Source organism: Bradyrhizobium lupini, assembly GCF_040939785.1.
In the GTDB taxonomy this organism is placed as follows: domain Bacteria; phylum Pseudomonadota; class Alphaproteobacteria; order Rhizobiales; family Xanthobacteraceae; genus Bradyrhizobium; species Bradyrhizobium canariense_D.
In genome coordinates this window covers 1,241,066-1,258,133 of record NZ_CP162553.1, presented here as the reverse complement: position 1 = coordinate 1,258,133, position 17,068 = coordinate 1,241,066, and the positions used below count along the sequence as shown (strand labels likewise).

The 17,068-nt window shown below is 64.7% G+C and carries 19 protein-coding genes and 1 pseudogene; 10 read left to right on the top strand and 10 right to left on the bottom strand.

The window, feature by feature from the left end; translation table 11 throughout:
• Nucleotides 1-200: 200 nt before the first annotated feature.
• Nucleotides 201-389 (top strand): hypothetical protein, encoded by a 189-nt coding sequence (locus AB3L03_RS06345; protein WP_018458490.1) that lies wholly within the window; start codon nucleotides 201-203, stop codon nucleotides 387-389.
• Between the two features lie 15 nt (nucleotides 390-404).
• Nucleotides 405-1,166: a hypothetical protein gene (locus AB3L03_RS06340; protein WP_204510690.1), complete on the top strand. Its 762-nt coding sequence runs from the start codon at nucleotides 405-407 to the stop codon at nucleotides 1,164-1,166.
• Here the strand turns inward: AB3L03_RS06340 and AB3L03_RS06335 are convergent.
• The gene (locus AB3L03_RS06335; RefSeq protein WP_204510691.1) at nucleotides 1,163-2,020 is read right to left on the bottom strand and encodes a LysR family transcriptional regulator; all 858 of its coding nucleotides are present in this window, start codon (nucleotides 2,018-2,020) and stop codon (nucleotides 1,163-1,165) included. The two genes, AB3L03_RS06340 and AB3L03_RS06335, sit on opposite strands and share 4 nt — an antisense overlap.
• A 384-nt stretch (nucleotides 2,021-2,404) precedes the next feature.
• On the opposite strand from AB3L03_RS06335, the gene AB3L03_RS06330 reads away from it, so the two are divergent.
• A complete protein-coding gene (locus AB3L03_RS06330; RefSeq protein ID WP_368508357.1) occupies nucleotides 2,405-2,944 on the top strand; it encodes an MBL fold metallo-hydrolase in 540 nt (179 codons plus the stop codon).
• A gap of 9 nt (nucleotides 2,945-2,953) precedes the next feature.
• Here the strand turns inward: AB3L03_RS06330 and AB3L03_RS06325 are convergent.
• From AB3L03_RS06325 to AB3L03_RS06315, 3 genes and pseudogenes are all read right to left on the bottom strand, one after another.
• Nucleotides 2,954-3,545: pseudogene (locus tag AB3L03_RS06325) on the bottom strand (amino acid synthesis family protein).
• A 9-nt stretch (nucleotides 3,546-3,554) separates the two neighbouring features.
• Complete coding sequence (locus AB3L03_RS06320) at nucleotides 3,555-4,418, bottom strand: fumarylacetoacetate hydrolase family protein (RefSeq protein WP_204510693.1); 864 nt, start codon at nucleotides 4,416-4,418, stop codon at nucleotides 3,555-3,557.
• Between the two features lie 93 nt (nucleotides 4,419-4,511).
• Nucleotides 4,512-5,213 carry a GntR family transcriptional regulator gene (locus tag AB3L03_RS06315; protein ID WP_018458496.1) on the bottom strand — a complete coding sequence of 234 codons (702 nt, stop codon included), beginning with the start codon at nucleotides 5,211-5,213 and terminating at the stop codon, nucleotides 4,512-4,514.
• Nucleotides 5,214-5,325: 112 nt separating this feature from the next.
• Between AB3L03_RS06315 and AB3L03_RS06310 the strand changes: the two genes are divergently transcribed.
• From AB3L03_RS06310 to AB3L03_RS06295, 4 genes are all read left to right on the top strand, one after another.
• On the top strand, nucleotides 5,326-6,318 hold the full coding sequence (locus AB3L03_RS06310; RefSeq protein WP_018458497.1) for a zinc-dependent alcohol dehydrogenase family protein: 993 nt from the start codon (nucleotides 5,326-5,328) through the stop codon (nucleotides 6,316-6,318).
• Nucleotides 6,319-6,334: 16 nt separating this feature from the next.
• Nucleotides 6,335-7,240 (top strand): VOC family protein, encoded by a 906-nt coding sequence (locus AB3L03_RS06305; protein ID WP_085395560.1) that lies wholly within the window; start codon nucleotides 6,335-6,337, stop codon nucleotides 7,238-7,240.
• Between the two features lie 75 nt (nucleotides 7,241-7,315).
• Entirely contained in the window at nucleotides 7,316-8,293 is a 978-nt protein-coding gene (locus AB3L03_RS06300; protein WP_204510694.1) for a tripartite tricarboxylate transporter substrate binding protein, read from the top strand.
• 177 nt (nucleotides 8,294-8,470) lie between these two features.
• Entirely contained in the window at nucleotides 8,471-9,850 is a 1,380-nt protein-coding gene (locus AB3L03_RS06295; protein ID WP_368509015.1) for a carbohydrate porin, read from the top strand.
• A gap of 34 nt (nucleotides 9,851-9,884) precedes the next feature.
• On the opposite strand, the gene arsC is transcribed toward AB3L03_RS06295, so the two are convergent.
• Genes arsC through AB3L03_RS06280 form a run of 3 tightly spaced genes read right to left on the bottom strand, consistent with a single transcriptional unit; the run spans nucleotide 9,885 to nucleotide 11,342 of the window.
• Nucleotides 9,885-10,286 (bottom strand): arsenate reductase (glutaredoxin), encoded by a 402-nt coding sequence (gene arsC, locus AB3L03_RS06290; RefSeq protein WP_204510695.1) that lies wholly within the window; start codon nucleotides 10,284-10,286, stop codon nucleotides 9,885-9,887.
• Nucleotides 10,283-10,987 (bottom strand): MIP/aquaporin family protein, encoded by a 705-nt coding sequence (locus AB3L03_RS06285; protein ID WP_204510696.1) that lies wholly within the window; start codon nucleotides 10,985-10,987, stop codon nucleotides 10,283-10,285. Before AB3L03_RS06285 ends, arsC begins: the two co-directional genes overlap by 4 nt.
• Nucleotides 10,980-11,342 carry a helix-turn-helix transcriptional regulator gene (locus AB3L03_RS06280; protein ID WP_204510697.1) on the bottom strand — a complete coding sequence of 121 codons (363 nt, stop codon included), beginning with the start codon at nucleotides 11,340-11,342 and terminating at the stop codon, nucleotides 10,980-10,982. Before AB3L03_RS06280 ends, AB3L03_RS06285 begins: the two co-directional genes overlap by 8 nt.
• Before the next feature lie 126 nt (nucleotides 11,343-11,468).
• Between AB3L03_RS06280 and AB3L03_RS06275 the strand changes: the two genes are divergently transcribed.
• From AB3L03_RS06275 to AB3L03_RS06265, 3 genes are all read left to right on the top strand, one after another.
• Nucleotides 11,469-11,786: an ArsR/SmtB family transcription factor gene (locus AB3L03_RS06275; protein ID WP_368508356.1), complete on the top strand. Its 318-nt coding sequence runs from the start codon at nucleotides 11,469-11,471 to the stop codon at nucleotides 11,784-11,786.
• A gap of 51 nt (nucleotides 11,787-11,837) precedes the next feature.
• Complete coding sequence (locus AB3L03_RS06270; RefSeq protein ID WP_204510698.1) at nucleotides 11,838-13,205, top strand: NAD(P)-binding domain-containing protein; 1,368 nt, start codon at nucleotides 11,838-11,840, stop codon at nucleotides 13,203-13,205.
• A 115-nt stretch (nucleotides 13,206-13,320) separates the two neighbouring features.
• Nucleotides 13,321-14,502, top strand: a complete 1,182-nt coding sequence (locus AB3L03_RS06265) for an MFS transporter (protein WP_204513912.1) — start codon at nucleotides 13,321-13,323, stop codon at nucleotides 14,500-14,502.
• Between the two features lie 12 nt (nucleotides 14,503-14,514).
• Here the strand turns inward: AB3L03_RS06265 and fetB are convergent, their stop codons facing one another.
• From fetB to AB3L03_RS06250, 3 genes are read right to left on the bottom strand one after another with little or no spacing between them, the layout of a single operon-like run.
• Nucleotides 14,515-15,315: an iron export ABC transporter permease subunit FetB gene (fetB, locus tag AB3L03_RS06260; protein ID WP_368508355.1), complete on the bottom strand. Its 801-nt coding sequence runs from the start codon at nucleotides 15,313-15,315 to the stop codon at nucleotides 14,515-14,517.
• Nucleotides 15,312-15,908: an ATP-binding cassette domain-containing protein gene (locus AB3L03_RS06255; RefSeq protein ID WP_085395539.1), complete on the bottom strand. Its 597-nt coding sequence runs from the start codon at nucleotides 15,906-15,908 to the stop codon at nucleotides 15,312-15,314. Before AB3L03_RS06255 ends, fetB begins: the two co-directional genes overlap by 4 nt.
• Nucleotides 15,909-15,911: 3 nt before the next feature.
• Nucleotides 15,912-16,946 (bottom strand): Cj0069 family protein, encoded by a 1,035-nt coding sequence (locus tag AB3L03_RS06250; protein WP_368508354.1) that lies wholly within the window; start codon nucleotides 16,944-16,946, stop codon nucleotides 15,912-15,914.
• Nucleotides 16,947-17,068: the final 122 nt, after the last annotated feature.

Here is a 17,068-nt window from a genome sequence, read left to right as displayed (position 1 = left end):
TTAAAGGCTCGTTAAGGAAAACGAGGCGTGAAGCCGAACGCCTGCTTTGAAGCGTTCTCGTGCCGCAACGGGACGGTGGGTCCCGCCCGTGCGGTTACGGTGCCGCCGGCACGTTTACACCCCGTTAACCATGAACTGATCTTAATGATCCCCATGTTGCAGAGGCGCGCCGGGTCGCGCGGCAATTGAAGAGAGCTGATATGGGGACCATCATCGAATTTCCGGCCGGTCGCCGGGTGGGCGCGTCGGTGGACGTGGCTCCGCGCGCGGACATGGGCACGATTTTGATCCTTCCCGTGATCCGCATCGAGCGCGAGAGCGACGAAACCAGCGGCGATCACGGGCCGGAGCAGGGCACAGCGCCGGGGCGCCGTCGTCGTCGCCGTTAGCCTTCGGACTTTGCAATGCCGGAGAACCTCCGTCAGATCCGGCCCATCGTAACGGCCCTCATGCTCGCAGTGCTGGGCGCGACGCTTGCCGCCTGTAGTGGCGGCGATTTCGGCCGGACCCGTGCCGACATGCGCAGCGACGACATGCATCGCTGGCTGGGCGCGGAAGTCACCTCCAGCGTTGGCCTGAAGCCATCCCGATTCCAGCTCACCGACGAGGAGCGCCAGCTTCGCGACCTCGCCTATCCCCTGATCGAGCCGCCGCTGTCGCGGCCCGCCTGGAAGAGCGTGTTCGGCGACTACAAAGCGCTGCCCTCGCCCTGGCGGCAAACGATCGTGTTCGACCGCACCATGTATGGTCGCACGCTGATCGACGAGCCGCACCGTTCGCATTCTTCGCGCTATACGCAGCTGATGGAAGACGTGCGCAACGACATCACCCGCTTCGAGCCGTTCTTCGCCTCCGCGATCCGCGTCATCGACCTCGACAAGAAGCGCAACGCCAGCATGGCGCGTGTCTCTTCCCTCTCGCCGAAGGAGAAGGAGGACGCGGTCGAGCGCATGCAGGAGAATTCGCTGATCATCCAGTGGGTGCAGCAGTGCCTCGAGCAGCGCGTGTCGTCCTATCGCTGGGGTCTGGAGCGGCTGGTGATCCAGGCGCCCGACGGCATGGCCGCCGATGCCGACCGCCTGATCGGCGAACTCGCCGCCCAGACCGCCAACCCGCCGGTCGCGGCCCAGCCGCCCTACGGCCGTGCGGTCGTCTCGAAGGGTTAGGATTTTCCGCGGGCGCGCGATCGTTGCCCCGCGGGCTTGCGCCGCTGCTTCCGGAGCTTGCTGACAAGATCCTTCAGCGCATCCGGTAGCGGCACGGATGCGCGATAGGCGAGCCCGACCTCGCGCTTGACCTTGACCTCGATCTCGCGCACCGCGACATCCGGATTGCCGCGCGCTACGCCTTCCGGGACGATGGCGATGCCAACGCCGGCTGCGACCAGCGCCATGGCCCAATCCTCTGATTGCGCGATCGCCGCGGTCTGTCGGGCCTGCGGGTTGCGGCGGAAGAACTCGCTTTGCTCGCAATGGCAGCGGTCGATCAAGGGGACGCCGGCGAGATCGGCGGTGCGAAGCTTCTCCTTCAGGGCCAGCGGATGCGACGGCGGCAGCGCTGCGACATAGCGCTCGCTCCACAGCGCCACGAAATGTTCGTCAGCGCGCAGCATGCTCTTGGAGATGATCCGCGCGTCGGCGCGCTCGTCGCTGCCGACGAGGCGGAGTGCGATGTCGGCGCGCGCCGTCAGCGGCTTGAGCAGTGCGATCGTCCGGGGCACGTCGAGCGTGCGCATCAGGCCGAGCGTCACATTGGTTTTGGTGCTCGGTCTCCTGAACAGGCTGCGCGCCGCGTCGGTCTCGTCGATGATGCGGCGGGCGAGCGTGTGAAACTGCTCGGCCGAGGCGGTTGGCGCGACGCCCTTCTTGTGCCGGATGAACAGCGTGGTGCCGAGCTCGGCCTCCAGATGGGTGATCGCGGTGGAGATCGACGGCTGCGAAACGAAGCAGACGCGCGCCGCCGCGGTCAGGTTGCGCTCGCGGTAGACGGCGGCGAAGTAGCGGAGTTCGCGTATGTCCATAGGATATGCCTAGAGATATTATCAATATTCGATATTTTACCTATGGATCTAGCGATGACAAGAACGCTCTGCTCACAACAGGCAGGGAACGCGCGATGAAAATTCACCATCTCAACACCGGCACGATGTGCCCGATGGGGCGGCGCCTCGTGAACGGCACCGGCAGCCTGTTCCAGCGCGCCCGCATGGTCTGCCATTGCCTGCTAGTGGAGACCAATGACGGGCTCGCCCTGGTCGATACCGGCATTGGACTTGGCGATATCGCAACGCCCGATCGGCTGGGACGACGATGGCTGCGGCAGACCGCGCCAAGGCTCGATCCGGCGGAGACGGCGGTGCAACAGGTGAAGGCACTCGGCTATTCCCCCCAAGGACGTGCGCCATGTGCTGCTGACCCATCTCGACCGCGATCACGCTGGCGGCGTGCCGGACTTCCCGCATGCCGCGATCCATGTCCATCGCGCCGAATACGACATGGCGGTGCAGCGCAAGCCGGCGCCGCCGGAAGGGCGCTATGTCACCGGGCAGTGGAGCCATGGCCCGAGCTGGACATTCTATGGCGAAGCCGGCGAGGACTGGTTCGGTTTCAAGGGCGTGCGCGCCCTCGGCGACGCAGAGGCGGACATCCTGATGATCCCGCTCGCCGGCCATACGCTCGGCCATTGCGGTATCGCGGTGCGATCAGGCGACAAATGGCTGCTGCACGCCGGCGACAGCTATTTCCATCACGGCCAGCTCGACGCATCGCCCCGCATGCCGCTGGTGCTGGGCTATTTCCAGCGTCGCGCCGACATGGACCGCGGCATGCGGATCGCCAACCAGGTGCGACTGCGCGCGCTGAAGCTGAACCACGGCGAACGCGTCACGATCGTCAACAGCCATGATCCCGTCGATTACGAGCGTTGCCGCTGCAACGCGCATTGATCGCGCCCGTCAGCGCTGTCCGTCGTGCGCGGAGATCGCGGATGCCGCGAGGCCTCCGATGCGCGCGTGAGGCCGGCCGCCGGTCGCCATCACGAGCCCGAAGGCGATCTCGTCGCGCCGTGGTGAATCCCACAGCGTCATCTCCGCGGTGCCGAAATGGCTGCGGACATAGGCGGCGTGGATGTGCCCGAGCGGAACCATGAGCCGCGTGCCCGGACCGCCGATGGTCTTCGCCGCCGGAACGATCGCCTTGGGCTGACCGAGCACCTCGCGCACGCCCTGACCGCCGGCCTCGTGCCAGACCGCGCCGTGCTCGAGCTCGCCGTCCTCGCCGACGATGATGCCCTTGCCATAGGCTTCGATCTGCGGCGCCGCCGAGCTGCGCGATCAGCCGTGTTGCGAGCTCGCGCCCGAGTTCGCGCAAGGATGCCTGAAACGGCATCAGGTCGGGTTCGAAGCGGCCCGCGAAAGGATTGCCGATCACCGCAATGGCCGTCCCGACCAGCAGAGGCTTCTCCAGCCGGGGACCGCGCTCGTGCCAGGTGGTCTCGACGCTAAGCGCGGTCTTGCGGATGTCATGGGACACGTCTTGAGACGACATGCGCAGGCGCTATGCTTCGTCGACGACGGGATTGCGCAGCACGCCGATGTTCTCGATCTCGACCTCGACCACATCGCCGGGCGTGAGGAAAACAGGCGGCTTGCGAGTGAAGCCGACGCCGGCCGGCGTGCCGGTGGCGATAACGTCGCCGGGGACGAGGTCGAAGATGGTCGAGCTGTACTCGATCAGCCGCGGAATCGAGAAGATCAGCATCGAGGTGTCGGACGACTGCACCACCGCGCCGTTGACGCGCGTCTCGAGCTTCAATTTGGTGGGATCGCCGATCTCGTCCGGCGTCACCAGCCATGGTCCGAACGGGCCGGTGCCGACGAAGTTCTTGCCGGAGGCGATCTGCTGGGCGTGACGCTGCCAGTCGCGCACGCTGACGTCGTTGTAGATCGAATAGCCCGCCACGTGATCCCAGGCGTCGGCCTGGCTGATGTGACGGCCGCTCTTGCCGATGACCACGGCAAGCTCGCCCTCCCAGTCGAAATTGTCCGAGACTTTCGGCCGGATCACCGGCGCGTTGTGCGCGACCTGGGAGCGCCAGACCCGGAGGAAGATCGGCGGAAATTCCGTGATCTCGCGCTTCATCCCGAACGCCACGGCTTCATTGTGGTGGTCGAGATAATTGCGCACGGCGCAGACGATCTTCTCCGGACGCGGGATCACCGGCAGATATTTGACGTCACTGAGCGCCATTGTGGGCTTGTGCCCGGCGACGATGGCCTCGCGCCCCGCATAGTCGTCGCTGCCGAGGAAGTCCGCGAGAACAGGATACTGGGGCAGGGCGCGACCGAGATCCACCACGCCATTCTCGGCAACGGCGCCCCAGCTCTCCCGATTCCCGTCCAAGAACGACAGCAGCTTCATGGTACGCCTCAAAGGTTGGCATTTTCGATCTTGCCTATTATTTTCGAAAATCAGGCGAGGCGCAAGCCCGCGACGATAAAAAGCCGTTGCCGCCTATTCGGTATCGAGCAGATGCGCGGCGTAGGTCGCCACGTTGTCGGCGGTCGTGCGGATATGCGCCTCGATCAGCTGCACCGCGAGATCCGGATTGCGCGAGATGGCGGCTTGCATGATCGCCTGGTGCTCGCCGGCCTTGTCGCGCGGGCGGGGGCGGAAATTGGCCGAAAGGTGCCGATAGCGCTCGGCGCGATCGAACAGATCGGCGCGAATGGCGAGGAGTGTCGCGGAGCCGCAGGCGGACACCAGCGCCTGGTGGAATTGGCGGTGGGCGATCTTCCATTCGGGATCGCGCAGCGGATGTTCCGGATCGCGCTGCTCGATTCGCTTCAATCTGTGCAGGGTCGAGATGACGGCGATTTCCCAGTCGTCGTCGCCCCGCTCGATCGCGCGGCGGATCAATTCCACCTCGATCAGCACCCGGGCATCGGTGACTTCCACCAGGTCCTGGCGGCTGACCGGCGCCACCCGAAATCCGCGCTGCTCCTGCGCGTCGACCAGGCCTTCGGCGGTAAGCGCCGTCAGCGCCTCGCGCAGCGTCGTGAAACTTACGCCGAATCGTTCGCGCAGGACGTCGAATCGCAGCGGCTCGCCCGGCGCCAGGCCGCAGGCAATGATCTCCTCGCGCAGCCGATGGGTGATGTCGGCGGCAACGGTCTTGCCGAATTCCTTGCGGGAGCGAATGGCGCTTTCGGACATGATTTCTGTCATTTGAATCGATGGCTCAACATGCCGCGCCAACGACCATCTTGCAATAATTTTCGTAAACGTTATGATTTTCGAAAATATAGCTGGGGAGGCGTGTGACATCATGAGAGCGGTGCTGGTGCGTCAGCCGGGTGGGCCGGATGCACTCGAATTGGTTGAGCTTCCGGTGCCTGTGCCCGGACCAGGCCAGGTGCAGATTCGCGCCGAAGCGTTCGGCGTTGGGCAGCCCGATGTGCTGATCCGGCGTGGCGTCTACAAATGGATGCCGCCACTGCCGGCCAATCCGGGCAACGACGTCGCCGGCCGCATCGCCGCGCTCGGGTCCGGCGTCGAGGGGCTTGCGATCGGCCAGAAGGTGCTGCTGAGCGCACGCGACCTGTCGCAGCGCGGCGGCTGCTACGCCGACTATGTGGTCGCGCCTGCGGACGCCATTCATGTGCTGCCCGACAATGTCGATCTGCAGGCGGCCGTGTGCCTGTCGAACTACCAGGTCGCTTACGCGCTGCTGCACGAGTGCCGCCATCCGCGCGCACCGGCGAGCGTGCTGGTGATCGGGGCGGCGGGTGGTGTCGGCACCGCGCTGGTACAGCTTGCCAAGCTCGCACAGATGAATGTCATCGGCACGGTCTCCACCGAGGAGAAGGCCGCATTCGCGCGGGGCAACGGCGCCGATGAGATCATCTTCTACCGCCGCGAAGACGTGGTGGCGCGGACCCGCGAGCTGACGAAGGGCGAGGGCGTCGGCCTCGTGCTCGATCACGTCTGTGGGCCTGAGTTCACCGGCTATCTCGGCGCGCTCGGCAAATGGGGGACGCTGCTGTCGTACAACGCCTTCGCCGGGTTGCCGGAAGAAAACCTGATGGCGGCGATGCGCGACCATCTCGACATCTGCCCGGCGATACGCTGCTTCTCCTTTCATATCTACGACCACGATCGCGACGGGCGTCGCGCGCTCATGCGCAATGTGATTGACGCGCTGAGCCGCAATGCGATCAAGCCGGCGATCTCGGCGGTCCTGAAGCTCGACGAGGTCAGGCAGGCCCACACGCTGCTCGAGCAGGGCTCCGCGCTCGGCAAGATCATCATGACGCCATGAGGGGGTGGATCGCACGATGACGACACAAGCACCCATTGCACGCTTCACCCGGCTCCGGCACGCGAGCTTTGCCTCGCCAGATCCCGAGCGGTTGCTCGACTATTACCGCGCCGTGATCGGTCTTGGCCTCGTCGGCCGCGACGGCAACCGCATCTTCCTCGCCAACGATGCCGAGCAGCTTTCGCTGGTGATCGAACCCGGCCACGCGGCGCTGACGAGCATCGCCTTCGAGATAGCTCCCGATGTCCAGATCGAGACGCTCGGCGCGGCGCTGAAGCAGGCCGATCTGCGGCCCGAACTTCAGAGCGATCCCCTGCCTGGCGTTTCCAGGCTGCTGTCGTTCAGCGATCCCGAAGGAACGCGCTTCGAGTTGATCCAGGGCTGGACGCCGACGCCCGCGCAGGAGCGGATCGGAGCGCTTGCCGTCAGCAAGATCGGCCATGTCGCGCTTGCTACGCCCGATCCGCGCGCGGCCTCGGAGTTCTACGCGAACATGATGGGCCTGCGCGTCTCCGACTGGATCGAGGATCGCTTCGTGTTCATGCGCAGCGGCTTCGAACATCACACGCTGAACTTCGCCCGCGCGCCCGTCCGTGGCCTGCATCATGTCGCGTTCGAGCTGCGTGGTGCCGCCCACATGCACGAGGCCTGCGATCATCTCGCGCGGCACAAGCTGCCGGTTCTCTGGGGGCCGGTGCGTCATGGCCCCGGGCACAACACCGCGATCTACCACCGCAATCCCGACGGGCATGTGGTCGAGCTGTTCTTCGATCTCGACCGCATGACCGACGAGGCGCTCGGCTATTTCGAGCCGCGTCCCTGGCATCGCGACCGACCGCAGCGGCCAAAAGTCTGGGTCGGCCTGCCGCGCGATGTCTGGGGCATGCCGCCATCGCCTGAATGCACGGAGTTCGCCCGCTAGCGGATCAAACGCGAGTTGAAGAAACGCCGCCTCGTCGCGGCCAACGATAGAACAACCAAAAGGGAGGACGCATCCATGCAACGGATGAAGCGGCTTGCTGCGGCGATTTTTCTGTTTGGCGGTTTTTTCGCAACCACTTCGGCGTCGGCGGAGAATTATCCATCGCGCCCGATCCGCCTGCTGCACGGATTTGCCGCGGGCGGGGCGGCCGACACGCTGTCGCGCATCATCGCCGACGGGCTCTCGAAAAAGCTCGGACAACCGATCATCGTCGAGGCCAAGCCCGGTGCCGGCGGCAACATCGCCGCGGATGCCATTGCGAAAGCGGCGGCCGACGGCTACACGATCGGGCTCGTCACCGGCGCTCACGCCATTTCCGCGGCGACCTACAAGAGCCTCGCCTACCAGCCGGCCGAGAGCTTCGAGATGATCTCGACGCTGGTCTATTACGCGCTCGTCATTGCCGTGCGTAGCGACTACCCGGCAAAATCGCTGGGCGAGCTCGTCGCCATGGCAAAGCAGAAGCCCGGTGCGCTCAGCTTTGGATCGGTCGGTTTCGGCAGCACGCACCATCTCGCAGGAGAGCTGTTGAACGCAGCCGCCGGCATCGAGATCGTGCACGTGCCCTATCGCGGCGATTCCCAATCCGTCACCGCGCTGCTCGGCGGAGAGGTTCCGGTGATCGTCGGCACCCCCGTCCTGCTCGCCTCGCAGATCCAGGGCGGTGCGATCCGCGGCCTGGCGGTGACCTCGCCGGCGCGCACCGCATTGTTGCCCGACGTGCCGACGGTTCAGGAAGCCGGTATCAAGGGATATGACGTGCGCACCTGGGCCGGCCTGCTGGCCCCGAAGGGAACGCCGCCCGGCATCATCGCCGCACTCAATGCGGCGACGCTGGACGCTCTCAAGGATCCCGACCTCAAGCAGCGCCTGGAGACCGCCGTCGGCGGCGAGGTTCGCGGCAGCTCGCCGGAGGAGATGAAGACGCTGATCGAGACCGAGATCAGCAAATGGATCGGCGTGGTGGAGCGGGCGAAGATCCCGAAGATCTGATGGTCGAAGTGCAAAAGTGAACATAGTACCGCCTCGCGCATGCGGTAGTTAACAGCGCGCGAATCGGATTTCCGCGCCGGCGCACATTGTTCGACGGCCCGCTTGAATGTCGGGCAGCGGCGTGCGTCATTGATCGCTCGGGAGGTGAGCGTGGCCGCCAGAGCAATCAGGTATTCGATGCGGGCGTTGATCGTTGCGGCTTGCCTGGTCGCGGCTGCCCAGTCCGCGGCTCAGGAAGACAAGAAAACCGACGACGACAAGCCTGCCGATCCCGATACAGGCGAGAGCACGGTCGAGGAGAAAACGCTCGGGCTGCTGCCGAACCCCTGGCAAAAGTACGGGGTGAAGTTTGCGGCCACCTATATCGGCGAGGTGCTCGGAAATCCGACCGGCGGTCTGAAGAAAGGTGCGGTCTACGAAGGCAGGCTCAATCTCGCCGTCGATCTGGATTTCGAAAAACTCGTCGGCATCGACAAGCTGACCTTTCACGCCAACATGTTTCAGATCCACGGCGAAGGCCTCTCGCGCTCGAATCTGCAGAATTTCTTCGTCGTCAGCGGGATCGAAGCGTTGCCCTCAACGCGACTCTACGAGGCCTATTTCGAGAAGCAGTGGGGCGACAAGAAACTATCGCTCAAGCTCGGGCAGCTGGCGGCCGACAGCGAGTTCTTCAATACCAAGTACACGGATGTGTTCACCAACGCCTCGATGGGTTGGCCGGCGATCACGTCGCTTGCTTTGCCAAGCGGCGGGCCGTCGCCGCCCTTGGCGGCCGTGGGCGCGCGCCTCCTGTGGAACGTGACGGACCAGTTGTCCGTCCTTGGCGCGATTTTCGACGGCGACCAGGCCGGGCCCGGTTCCGGCGATCCGCAGGAGCGTAACCGGTATGGCGTCAATTTCCGGGTCAACGATCCGCCGCTTCTGCTCGGCCAGGTTCAATATGCCTGGAACAACAAAAAGGGTGATCCGAACTTGACCGGCCAAATCAAGGTCGGTGGCTGGCGTCATTTCGGATCGTTCGGGGATCAGCGCTTCGCATCCAACGGCGTCTCGCTGGCCGCGCCAACGAGCAGCGGGGAACCGCGGCTCTTGTCTGGCGATATTGGAGCCTGGGCGGTCTTCGAGCAGCAGATTTATCGGGTGCCGAACAGCGACGATCGCGGCATCGGCATTTTCGCACGCGTGTCCGGCGCGCCGGCTGACCGCAATCTGGTCGATGTCTATGCAGATGGCGGCGTCGAGCTCATCGGGCTCAGCAATGCACGCCCCGACGACAAGTTCGGCATTGCCGCCGGATATGCGCATGTCTCAAAAAGGGCCCAGACGCTCGACGCCGATTATGCCAGGTTCGTCGATCCGCGCTGGCCGGTGCGAAGCTTCGAGGGGCTGCTCACGGCCGTCTATCAATACCAGATCAAGGATGGCTGGACCGTTCAGCCGAACTTTCAATACATCGTCCATCCCGGTGGCGGCGCGACGGCTCCGGCTAGTCCGCTGCCGGGACGGGCATTGCGCAATGCCTCGGTTTTCGGATTGCGCACGACCCTGAAATTTTAAGTCGAGGCAAACGCGAGTGAGGCCATGTCGGCAATCATCGCGCCTCGACCACCTCGCCATCCTCCTTCACGAACCGGCCGACGGGATTGTCCAGGAGATCGATGACGGCTTCCGAGGGCCGGCACAAGCGTGTGCCCTTGGGCGTCACCACGATTGGACGGTTGATCAGGATGGGGTGCGCGAGCATCTGGTCGATCAGCTCGTCGTCCGACCATTTGGGGTCGTGGAGGCCGAGCTCCTTGAAGGGCGTGCCTTTTTCCCGCAGCAGCGCGCGAACGGAGATGCCGAGGGCCTTGACGAGCTCGACGAGCTTTTCGCGGGACGGCGGCGTCTTCAGATATTCGATCACGTCGGGCTCGACGCCGCTTTGCCGGATCATCGCCAGCGTGTTGCGCGAGGTGCCGCAGGCGGGGTTGTGATAGATCGTGACGCTCATAAGGTAGTCTCCGCGATTGGGATGGGGCCTCGCGCCTGGGGCGGTCCGAGCAGCCAGTTCATCAACAGCATGGCGGCAAAGGCTCCGCAGAGCTCCGCGAGAATGAATCCGGGCAGGTCGGTGGGACGTATGCCCGCGAACGTGTTGGTCAATGACCTCGCGATAGCCACGGCCGGATTGGCGAACGAGGTCGAGGCCGTGAACCAATAGGCCGCCGTGATGTACAGGCCGACCAGCCAGGGGACGGCCGCCCGCTGGAAACGGATGCCCGCGACGATCGTCGCGACCAGACCGAAGGCGGCGACGGCTTCGGCGAACCATTGCGGTCCCCCGGTTCGTATCTTCGCCGAGAGGTCGATCAACGGCAGTCCGAACATCAGATGCGCCGCCATCGTTCCCGCGATGCCGCCGGCAACCTGCGCGACGACGTAAAGTGCGGCGTCGTTCACCGGTAGCTCGCGCTTGCCGGTGAAGACCAGCGTGACGGCCGGATTGAAGTGCGCGCCGGAGATCGGTCCGAGCACGGTGATCAGGACGACCAGAATGGCGCCGGTCGGCAACGTGTTGCAGAGAAGCGCAAGCGCGACATCCTTGGTCAGCGTCTCCGCCATGATGCCGGAGCCGACCACGGTGGCGACGAGAATGCCCGTGCCGAGCGCCTCGGCCGCGAGGCGACGCGGAAGATCGAATTGATCAGGCACGGCTCCGCTCCCTTCGTCTCGGCTTGCAGCAGGCTTGCAGGGTTTCGACGACCGGCTCGCAAACTTCCGGCCGCCCGCCGCAGCAATCCCGCAGCAGGAAGACCGCAACGTCGCGGAATTCGGCAAGGTTGGCGCGGTAGACGATCGAGCGGCTGCGCCGCTCGGAGGTGACGAGGCGTGCCCGCGTCAGGATCGACAGATGCGCCGAGAGCGTGTTCTGGGGGACCTCCAACAGCCGGGCAAGATCGCCCGCAGCGAGACCATCAGGCTCGTGCCGGACCAGCGTCCGGAAGGCCTCAAGACGGGTCGACTGGGCCAGGGCGGCGAGGGCCAGGACGGCTTCTTCGGTTTCCATATATCCAGACCTATGGAAGTATGGCGGCTCCGTCAATCTGAATCCGAAGCGCGTCACCGGCCCCAGTATTTCGAATATTCTAGAAATACGGTTGACGGCACGGACCAGCGGGTGCATTGTGAGGCCATGAAGATCGACGCCGCAGCAGCACGCCTCGAAGCTTTGGGTAACCGGACGCGACTCCAGATCTACCGGGCCCTGGTCCGGGCCGGGCACTCCGGCATGCCCGTCGGTCGCTTGCAGGACAAGCTGAAGGTACCGGCGTCGACCCTGTCGCATCACATCAAGACCCTGGTCTCGGTCGGGCTCGTCAGCCAGGTCCGGGAATCGACGACTCTGATTTGCCACGCAAACTTCGACGCGATGCGGGGTCTGGTCGATTTCCTGGCGGCGGAGTGCTGCGCAGACGAAGTCGGATGCAAGACGACGCAAACGGCGGCGTGATCTTTTTTGGCTAGTATTGTTCGATGATTCTAGAAGTATGGGAGGAGCCGAATGAACGCTAAGACGGTCGCCATCATCGGGGCAGGGCCTGTCGGCCTCGCAGCAGCTGCGCACGTCCTGGAGCGTGGCATGTCACCCATCGTTCTGGAGGCAGGATCCGAAGCGGGGCACGCGGTGCGCCAGTGGCAGCATGTCCAGCTGTTCTCGCCGTGGGAATACAATATCGACAAGGCCGCGGCGCGCCTGCTCGCGCCGACGGGATGGAATTCGCCGGACCCGGGCTCCTATCCAACCGGTGGCGAACTGCTCGATCGATATCTGACGCCGCTTGCGACGCGAACGCCGCTGCGCGAGCTGATCCGGACATCCAGTCGCGTCTCGGCCATTAGCCGCGTCGGTTTCGACAAGGCGAAGACGAAAGGGCGTGAGCAGGCGCCGTTCGAAATTCGCTACCAGAACGGCAAAGGTCCCGAAGTGCTGCGCGCCGATGCCGTGATCGATACATCAGGCACATGGTTCTCTCCCAATCCCGCCGGAGGTAACGGTCTGCCCGCAATCGGTGAACACGAATGCGCAGGCCACATTGCCTATGGCATGCCCGATGTCCGGGGGGCCGGTCGCGCCAGATATGCCGGGAGGACCGTTGCGGTGCTCGGCGCTGGCCACTCCGCGGTGGGCACACTGATCGATCTCGTGCATCTCGCCGAGGAAGTGCCGGGGACGCAAGCTATCTGGCTGTTGCGCGCCGCCGATCCCGCCAAGGCGTTTGGTGGCGGCCGGACTGACAAGCTCGCTGCACGCGGAGAGCTCGGCAGTGCGTTCGCTGCGCTCGTTGCCTCCGGCAAGATCAGGGTGGAAACCGAATTCGGCGTCACGCATCTGGCTGAGACCGAGGGCCGCCTCGAGATCGCGGCCGGCTCGGGTTGCAGCGGACGGAGCGTGATCGTGGACGAGCTGATCGTCTCGACGGGCTTTCGTCCCGATTTTTCGTTCCTGTCCGAATTGCGCCTGCGGCTCGATCCCGCTATCGAGGCGCCGGTCGCCCTGGCGCCGCTGATCGATCCTAACGAGCATAGCTGCGGCACCGTGCGCCCGCACGGCGCCCGCGAGCTCGCGCACGAAGAGCCGGGCTTCTACATGGCGGGCATGAAGTCGTATGGTCGCGCGCCAACCTTTCTCATGATGACAGGATATGAGCAGGTGCGCTCGATTGCGGCCGATCTCGCCGGCGACAAGAAAGCCGCCGCAAGGGTGGAGCTCGTGCTACCGGAGACCGGCGTCTGCACGCGCGGCGGCGTCGAAGCCGCCGGCGCCGTATCAGGATGTTGCGGTGGGCCGGCGAAGCAGGAATCAACGGCCTGTTGCGCCGCCGACGAAGCAGCAAAGAAGGCCGGCGCTTCGGGGTGCGGTTGTTTATGAAGTCGGTTCTTGCAGCTGATGCCGGAGAGTTATCCATTGTGGTTCGTGCGCCGTTTCGGCGTGGGGGCGGGAGGACAGCATTCGTAACTTGAGCGGCCGGTCTCTGATCGCGGTGATGTGCATCGGCCAGGTCGGCAATCTGCTGCCGCACGTGACGCTATCCGCCAATCTGGCGCAGCATCTGATGCCGGCGTGGGGCCTCTCGGCGGCCGAAGGCGGCTTGATGGCGAGCGGTTACGCGTTCGGCTACATGCTCGCCGTGCCCGTGCTGACGACATTGACCGACCGGATCGACGCACGGCTCGTCCTGCTCTGGGGCTCGATCGTCAGCGGGCTGGCGACCGTAGCGTTCGGAATCTTCGCGCAAGGGTTTTGGTCCGCGACCGCGATCTGGTCCCTGGGAGGGCTTGGATTTGCCGGCGCCTACATGCCGGGCCTGAAGGCGCTGACGGATCGGCTTCCCGCCGGCGATACCTCGCGCGCCGTCACGCTGTACACGTCGAGCTTCTCGGTCGGCGTCGGCCTCTCGTTCCTGGTCGCGCAGCTGATCGCCGACCGTTGGGGATGGCGGACCGCCTTTCTTGTCACCGGCTTCGGTCCGATCGCGATGGTCCTCGCGTGTCTTCTGATGCAGGAGCAGCGGCCCGCGCCGAAGGCGGGGCGTCTGCTCAACTTCGCGCCCGTCTTCGCCAATCGCGAGGCGCTCGGATACATCTTCGGCTACGGCGCCCATTGCTTCGAGCTCTACGGCATCCGCACCTGGCTGGTCGGGTTTTGGACCTTCGTCGTCGCCCATCAAGGCGCCCCGTCGTGGTTGAGCCCCGTCGTGCTGAGCTTCTGCTTTGCGGTGATCTCGATGCCGGCCAGCATCCTCGGCAACGAGGCCGCGCTGAAATTCGGGCGCCATCGCGCGATCACGGTCGTGATGATCGCGTCGGCTTGCGTCGCGCTGGTCATCGGCCTCAACGCGACAGCGCCGGCATGGGTGCTGGCACTGCTGCTGCTCGTCTATGGCCTGACCGTGCCGGCGGATTCGGGCGCATTGACCGCCGGCATGTCGGCCGCGGCTGTGTCCGAACATCGCGGCGCGACCCTGGCTCTGCATTCGACGGTCGGCTTCGGCCTGTCGGCGGTCGGCGCCTGGGGCACCGGCGCCGCCCTCGATGCAGCCGGCGGCCCGCAGAGCGCGACCGGCTGGCTCTTGGCGTTCAGCGTCCTCGCGGTCGGGATTGCACTGGGGCCGCTGGCGCTGCTGTGGGCGCGGAAGGTGCAGCCTGGTGGGGCGAAGTCGATATGAGGTCGCGCAATTCTACTCGGCGGTGGAAAATCGATCGAGGCGCAATCGATGCCGATGATCGGTCAGAAGGCGAGCGCCTCCCGTCACGGCGGCGAGCGTCCCCAATCCCGTCCCGCCGGCGATCAAGAACATGATCAAGAGTTGATACTTGACGGCGTCGATCGGTTCGACGCCTGCAAGGATTTGACCGGTCATCATCCCCGGCAAAGAGACAAGGCCGATCGCAGCCATGCTGTTCATGATTGGCGTGAAGCCGCTTCTCAATGCGTCCCGCAGGACCGGCAGCAACGCCTGATACCGGGTACCGCCAAGAGCAAGGCAAGCTTCGACGGCGGCTCGTTCGCGCAACAGTGTATTCGTCAGCACGTCCAGGCCCAGGCTTATTCCCGTCATGGTGTTGCCCAGGATCATGCCCAACAATGGCAGCGCATAGCGCGGATGATACCACGGATCCGGGCGTAGCTCCGTCAGAAGCGCGAACATCGTGACGGTACCGGCCGCCAGCAGCATGCATCCCGCTCCTAAGCCATAGCTCCAGATACCCGGCAGGCGTCGCTTTTGCCGAGCGACGATTTCCCGTGACGCGAAGAGAACCATGATGACGGCGGCGAGGGCGGTCCAGAGCGGCGAGACCGCGGCAAACAGGAACGTCAATACGTATCCAACGAGCACCAGCTGAAGCACCATCCGCACGGTGGCGATGGCCAGCTGCTTTTCAAGCTTGAGGCGGAGAGCGAGCGAGAGAGCGCCGTCCATGACGACAAGGAGCGCGGGCAGAACCAAATCGCCGTATGCCAAGTGAATGTAACTCACGGCCGATTGTCCTCGATCCCGCCGTCGGCATTCATCACAAGGACCCTCGACCCGACGCGGCAGGCCTGGGCGTTGTCGTGAGTGCTCCAGACGACACTCGTTCCGTTCGAAATGCGTTCCGCGATCAAAGATTCCACTGCCGCCGTCGATGCCGAATCGAGGGCCGATGTCGGCTCGTCCAGGAGAAGAACCCGCGACCGCAGCATCAGCGCCCGCACCAGCCCCAGCCGTTGTCGCTCGCCGGTCGACAGTCTTTGGACCGGCCAGGGACCGCAACTGCACGGCAACCCCAGTCTCATGACCAGCGGTAAGGCATCATCCCAGCAGCTGAAGTGATCTTGCACGATGTCTGACCACCAGCCCGGCTCGGCAGCGAGGTAGGTCACCCGCTTGCGCCAAGCCGGAGCGGGCATGGCCTCCCTGAGCGTTCCGTCCAGTTCGACCATTCCTTCGTTGGGATCGAGGTCCGCGATCGAGCGAAGGAGCTGGGTCTTCCCGGCGCCAGAAGGCCCTTGCAGGGCGACGCATTCGCCGTCCTGCAAGTCGAATGAAACGGAGAGGTGCAAGCGCTTGAGCGCGCGGACCGTCAGCATGTGTCAAAGCTTGCGCCGGAGCCGATCGGCAACTCGCCTCGCGATCTCCGCCGGCGCCTCGTCCGGATAAGGATGCACCGAGCTGACATTGATCTCGCCGAGGACATAGCTGTCGGTCCCGTCGGGAAGGACCGGACCAAGCATGAAGTCGGCGTCCCAAATCGCAGGCAGGTCAAGTCGCGCAATATCCAGCAACGACGTCAGCTGGGGCGTCCACTCGTCTTCCATCAACCGACGCAGCCGCTGGAAACGCGGCTCTGCGTTCGAGGTGTAGAGGCGCGGTCCGGCCTCGGAACGGGCGGCCGGCGAGTCGACCAGGGCTTTGACCTTGTGATAGCCGAAGCCGGCACAGCGATCGCCCGCCATGTAGCAACGCACCACGCCTTCGCTTAAGCGAGGCTGGAATGGTTGGTCGATCACGCTGCCGTTCTCGAAATACTCCGCGCAACGACGGAGAAAATCATCCAGCGTCAGTTCCTCGGGCGCGTCTTTCGTCGCGTCCAGCACCTTTATCATGGAGGAGGTCGGCAGACTCTCGACCTTCCAGACGCCTTGGCCGCCATTGCCCCGGTTGCGCTTGATCACGCGCGGACCAGCGGCGAGCCGTGTCGGCAACTCGGCGCGCACGGCCTCGGCGCTTTGATATAACGCCGTGTCGCATCCCCAGCCCATCGAGCGGGTACGATAGAGTACCTCCTTGGTGCCCATCTTGAGGATGACATCGGGATGAGCGCTGACCCACACGCCCTGAGCCGCGACGTCCCGCAGCAATGCGTCGAGACCAGCGCGATCTCGACGGTCTTGAATGGGGTTGACCCAGACCAGCACGCCGTCAATCGCGAGCAATTGTTCACGAACGTCCTCGGCGAAGCTTTCATCATAGATCGCCGGCTGGGCTTCAATGCCGACGGCGGCGAGTGCTTCGAAGACGTGTACGAAGCGGCTGTTTTGCGCCGTCGCATCCCGCCGCGCGGCAGCGTCTCCGCGTGAGAGGATGGCGACGGTGTGTCGATGAGAAGGGTGTCGTTCGATGTCCATGCGCAAGCTCCACGAATGGCGTGCTGCGCAGAGCTTGGACCGAGGCCTCACGGGGAGTCTGCTTTGTCCCCACGCAAAGGACACTAGCGGGGCCGTCCGCGAGTTTCAAGACATGGCTGGCG

Bases quoted from the DNA above. Each gene is read 5' to 3' on its own strand.
- AB3L03_RS06345 (WP_018458490.1), top strand. From the start codon at position 201: ATGGGGACCATCATCGAATTTCCGGCCGGTCGCCGGGTGGGCGCGTCG.
- AB3L03_RS06340 (WP_204510690.1), top strand. From the start codon at position 405: ATGCCGGAGAACCTCCGTCAGATCCGGCCCATCGTAACGGCCCTCATG.
- AB3L03_RS06335 (WP_204510691.1), bottom strand. From the start codon at position 2,020: ATGGACATACGCGAACTCCGCTACTTCGCCGCCGTCTACCGCGAGCGC.
- AB3L03_RS06320 (WP_204510693.1), bottom strand. From the start codon at position 4,418: ATGAAGCTGCTGTCGTTCTTGGACGGGAATCGGGAGAGCTGGGGCGCC.
- AB3L03_RS06315 (WP_018458496.1), bottom strand. From the start codon at position 5,213: ATGTCCGAAAGCGCCATTCGCTCCCGCAAGGAATTCGGCAAGACCGTT.
- AB3L03_RS06310 (WP_018458497.1), top strand. From the start codon at position 5,326: ATGAGAGCGGTGCTGGTGCGTCAGCCGGGTGGGCCGGATGCACTCGAA.
- AB3L03_RS06305 (WP_085395560.1), top strand. From the start codon at position 6,335: ATGACGACACAAGCACCCATTGCACGCTTCACCCGGCTCCGGCACGCG.
- AB3L03_RS06300 (WP_204510694.1), top strand. From the start codon at position 7,316: ATGCAACGGATGAAGCGGCTTGCTGCGGCGATTTTTCTGTTTGGCGGT.
- AB3L03_RS06295 (WP_368509015.1), top strand. From the start codon at position 8,471: ATGCGGGCGTTGATCGTTGCGGCTTGCCTGGTCGCGGCTGCCCAGTCC.
- arsC (WP_204510695.1), bottom strand. From the start codon at position 10,286: ATGAGCGTCACGATCTATCACAACCCCGCCTGCGGCACCTCGCGCAAC.
- AB3L03_RS06280 (WP_204510697.1), bottom strand. From the start codon at position 11,342: ATGGAAACCGAAGAAGCCGTCCTGGCCCTCGCCGCCCTGGCCCAGTCG.
- AB3L03_RS06275 (WP_368508356.1), top strand. From the start codon at position 11,469: ATGAAGATCGACGCCGCAGCAGCACGCCTCGAAGCTTTGGGTAACCGG.
- AB3L03_RS06270 (WP_204510698.1), top strand. From the start codon at position 11,838: ATGAACGCTAAGACGGTCGCCATCATCGGGGCAGGGCCTGTCGGCCTC.
- AB3L03_RS06265 (WP_204513912.1), top strand. From the start codon at position 13,321: ATGTGCATCGGCCAGGTCGGCAATCTGCTGCCGCACGTGACGCTATCC.
- AB3L03_RS06255 (WP_085395539.1), bottom strand. From the start codon at position 15,908: ATGCTGACGGTCCGCGCGCTCAAGCGCTTGCACCTCTCCGTTTCATTC.
- AB3L03_RS06250 (WP_368508354.1), bottom strand. From the start codon at position 16,946: ATGGACATCGAACGACACCCTTCTCATCGACACACCGTCGCCATCCTC.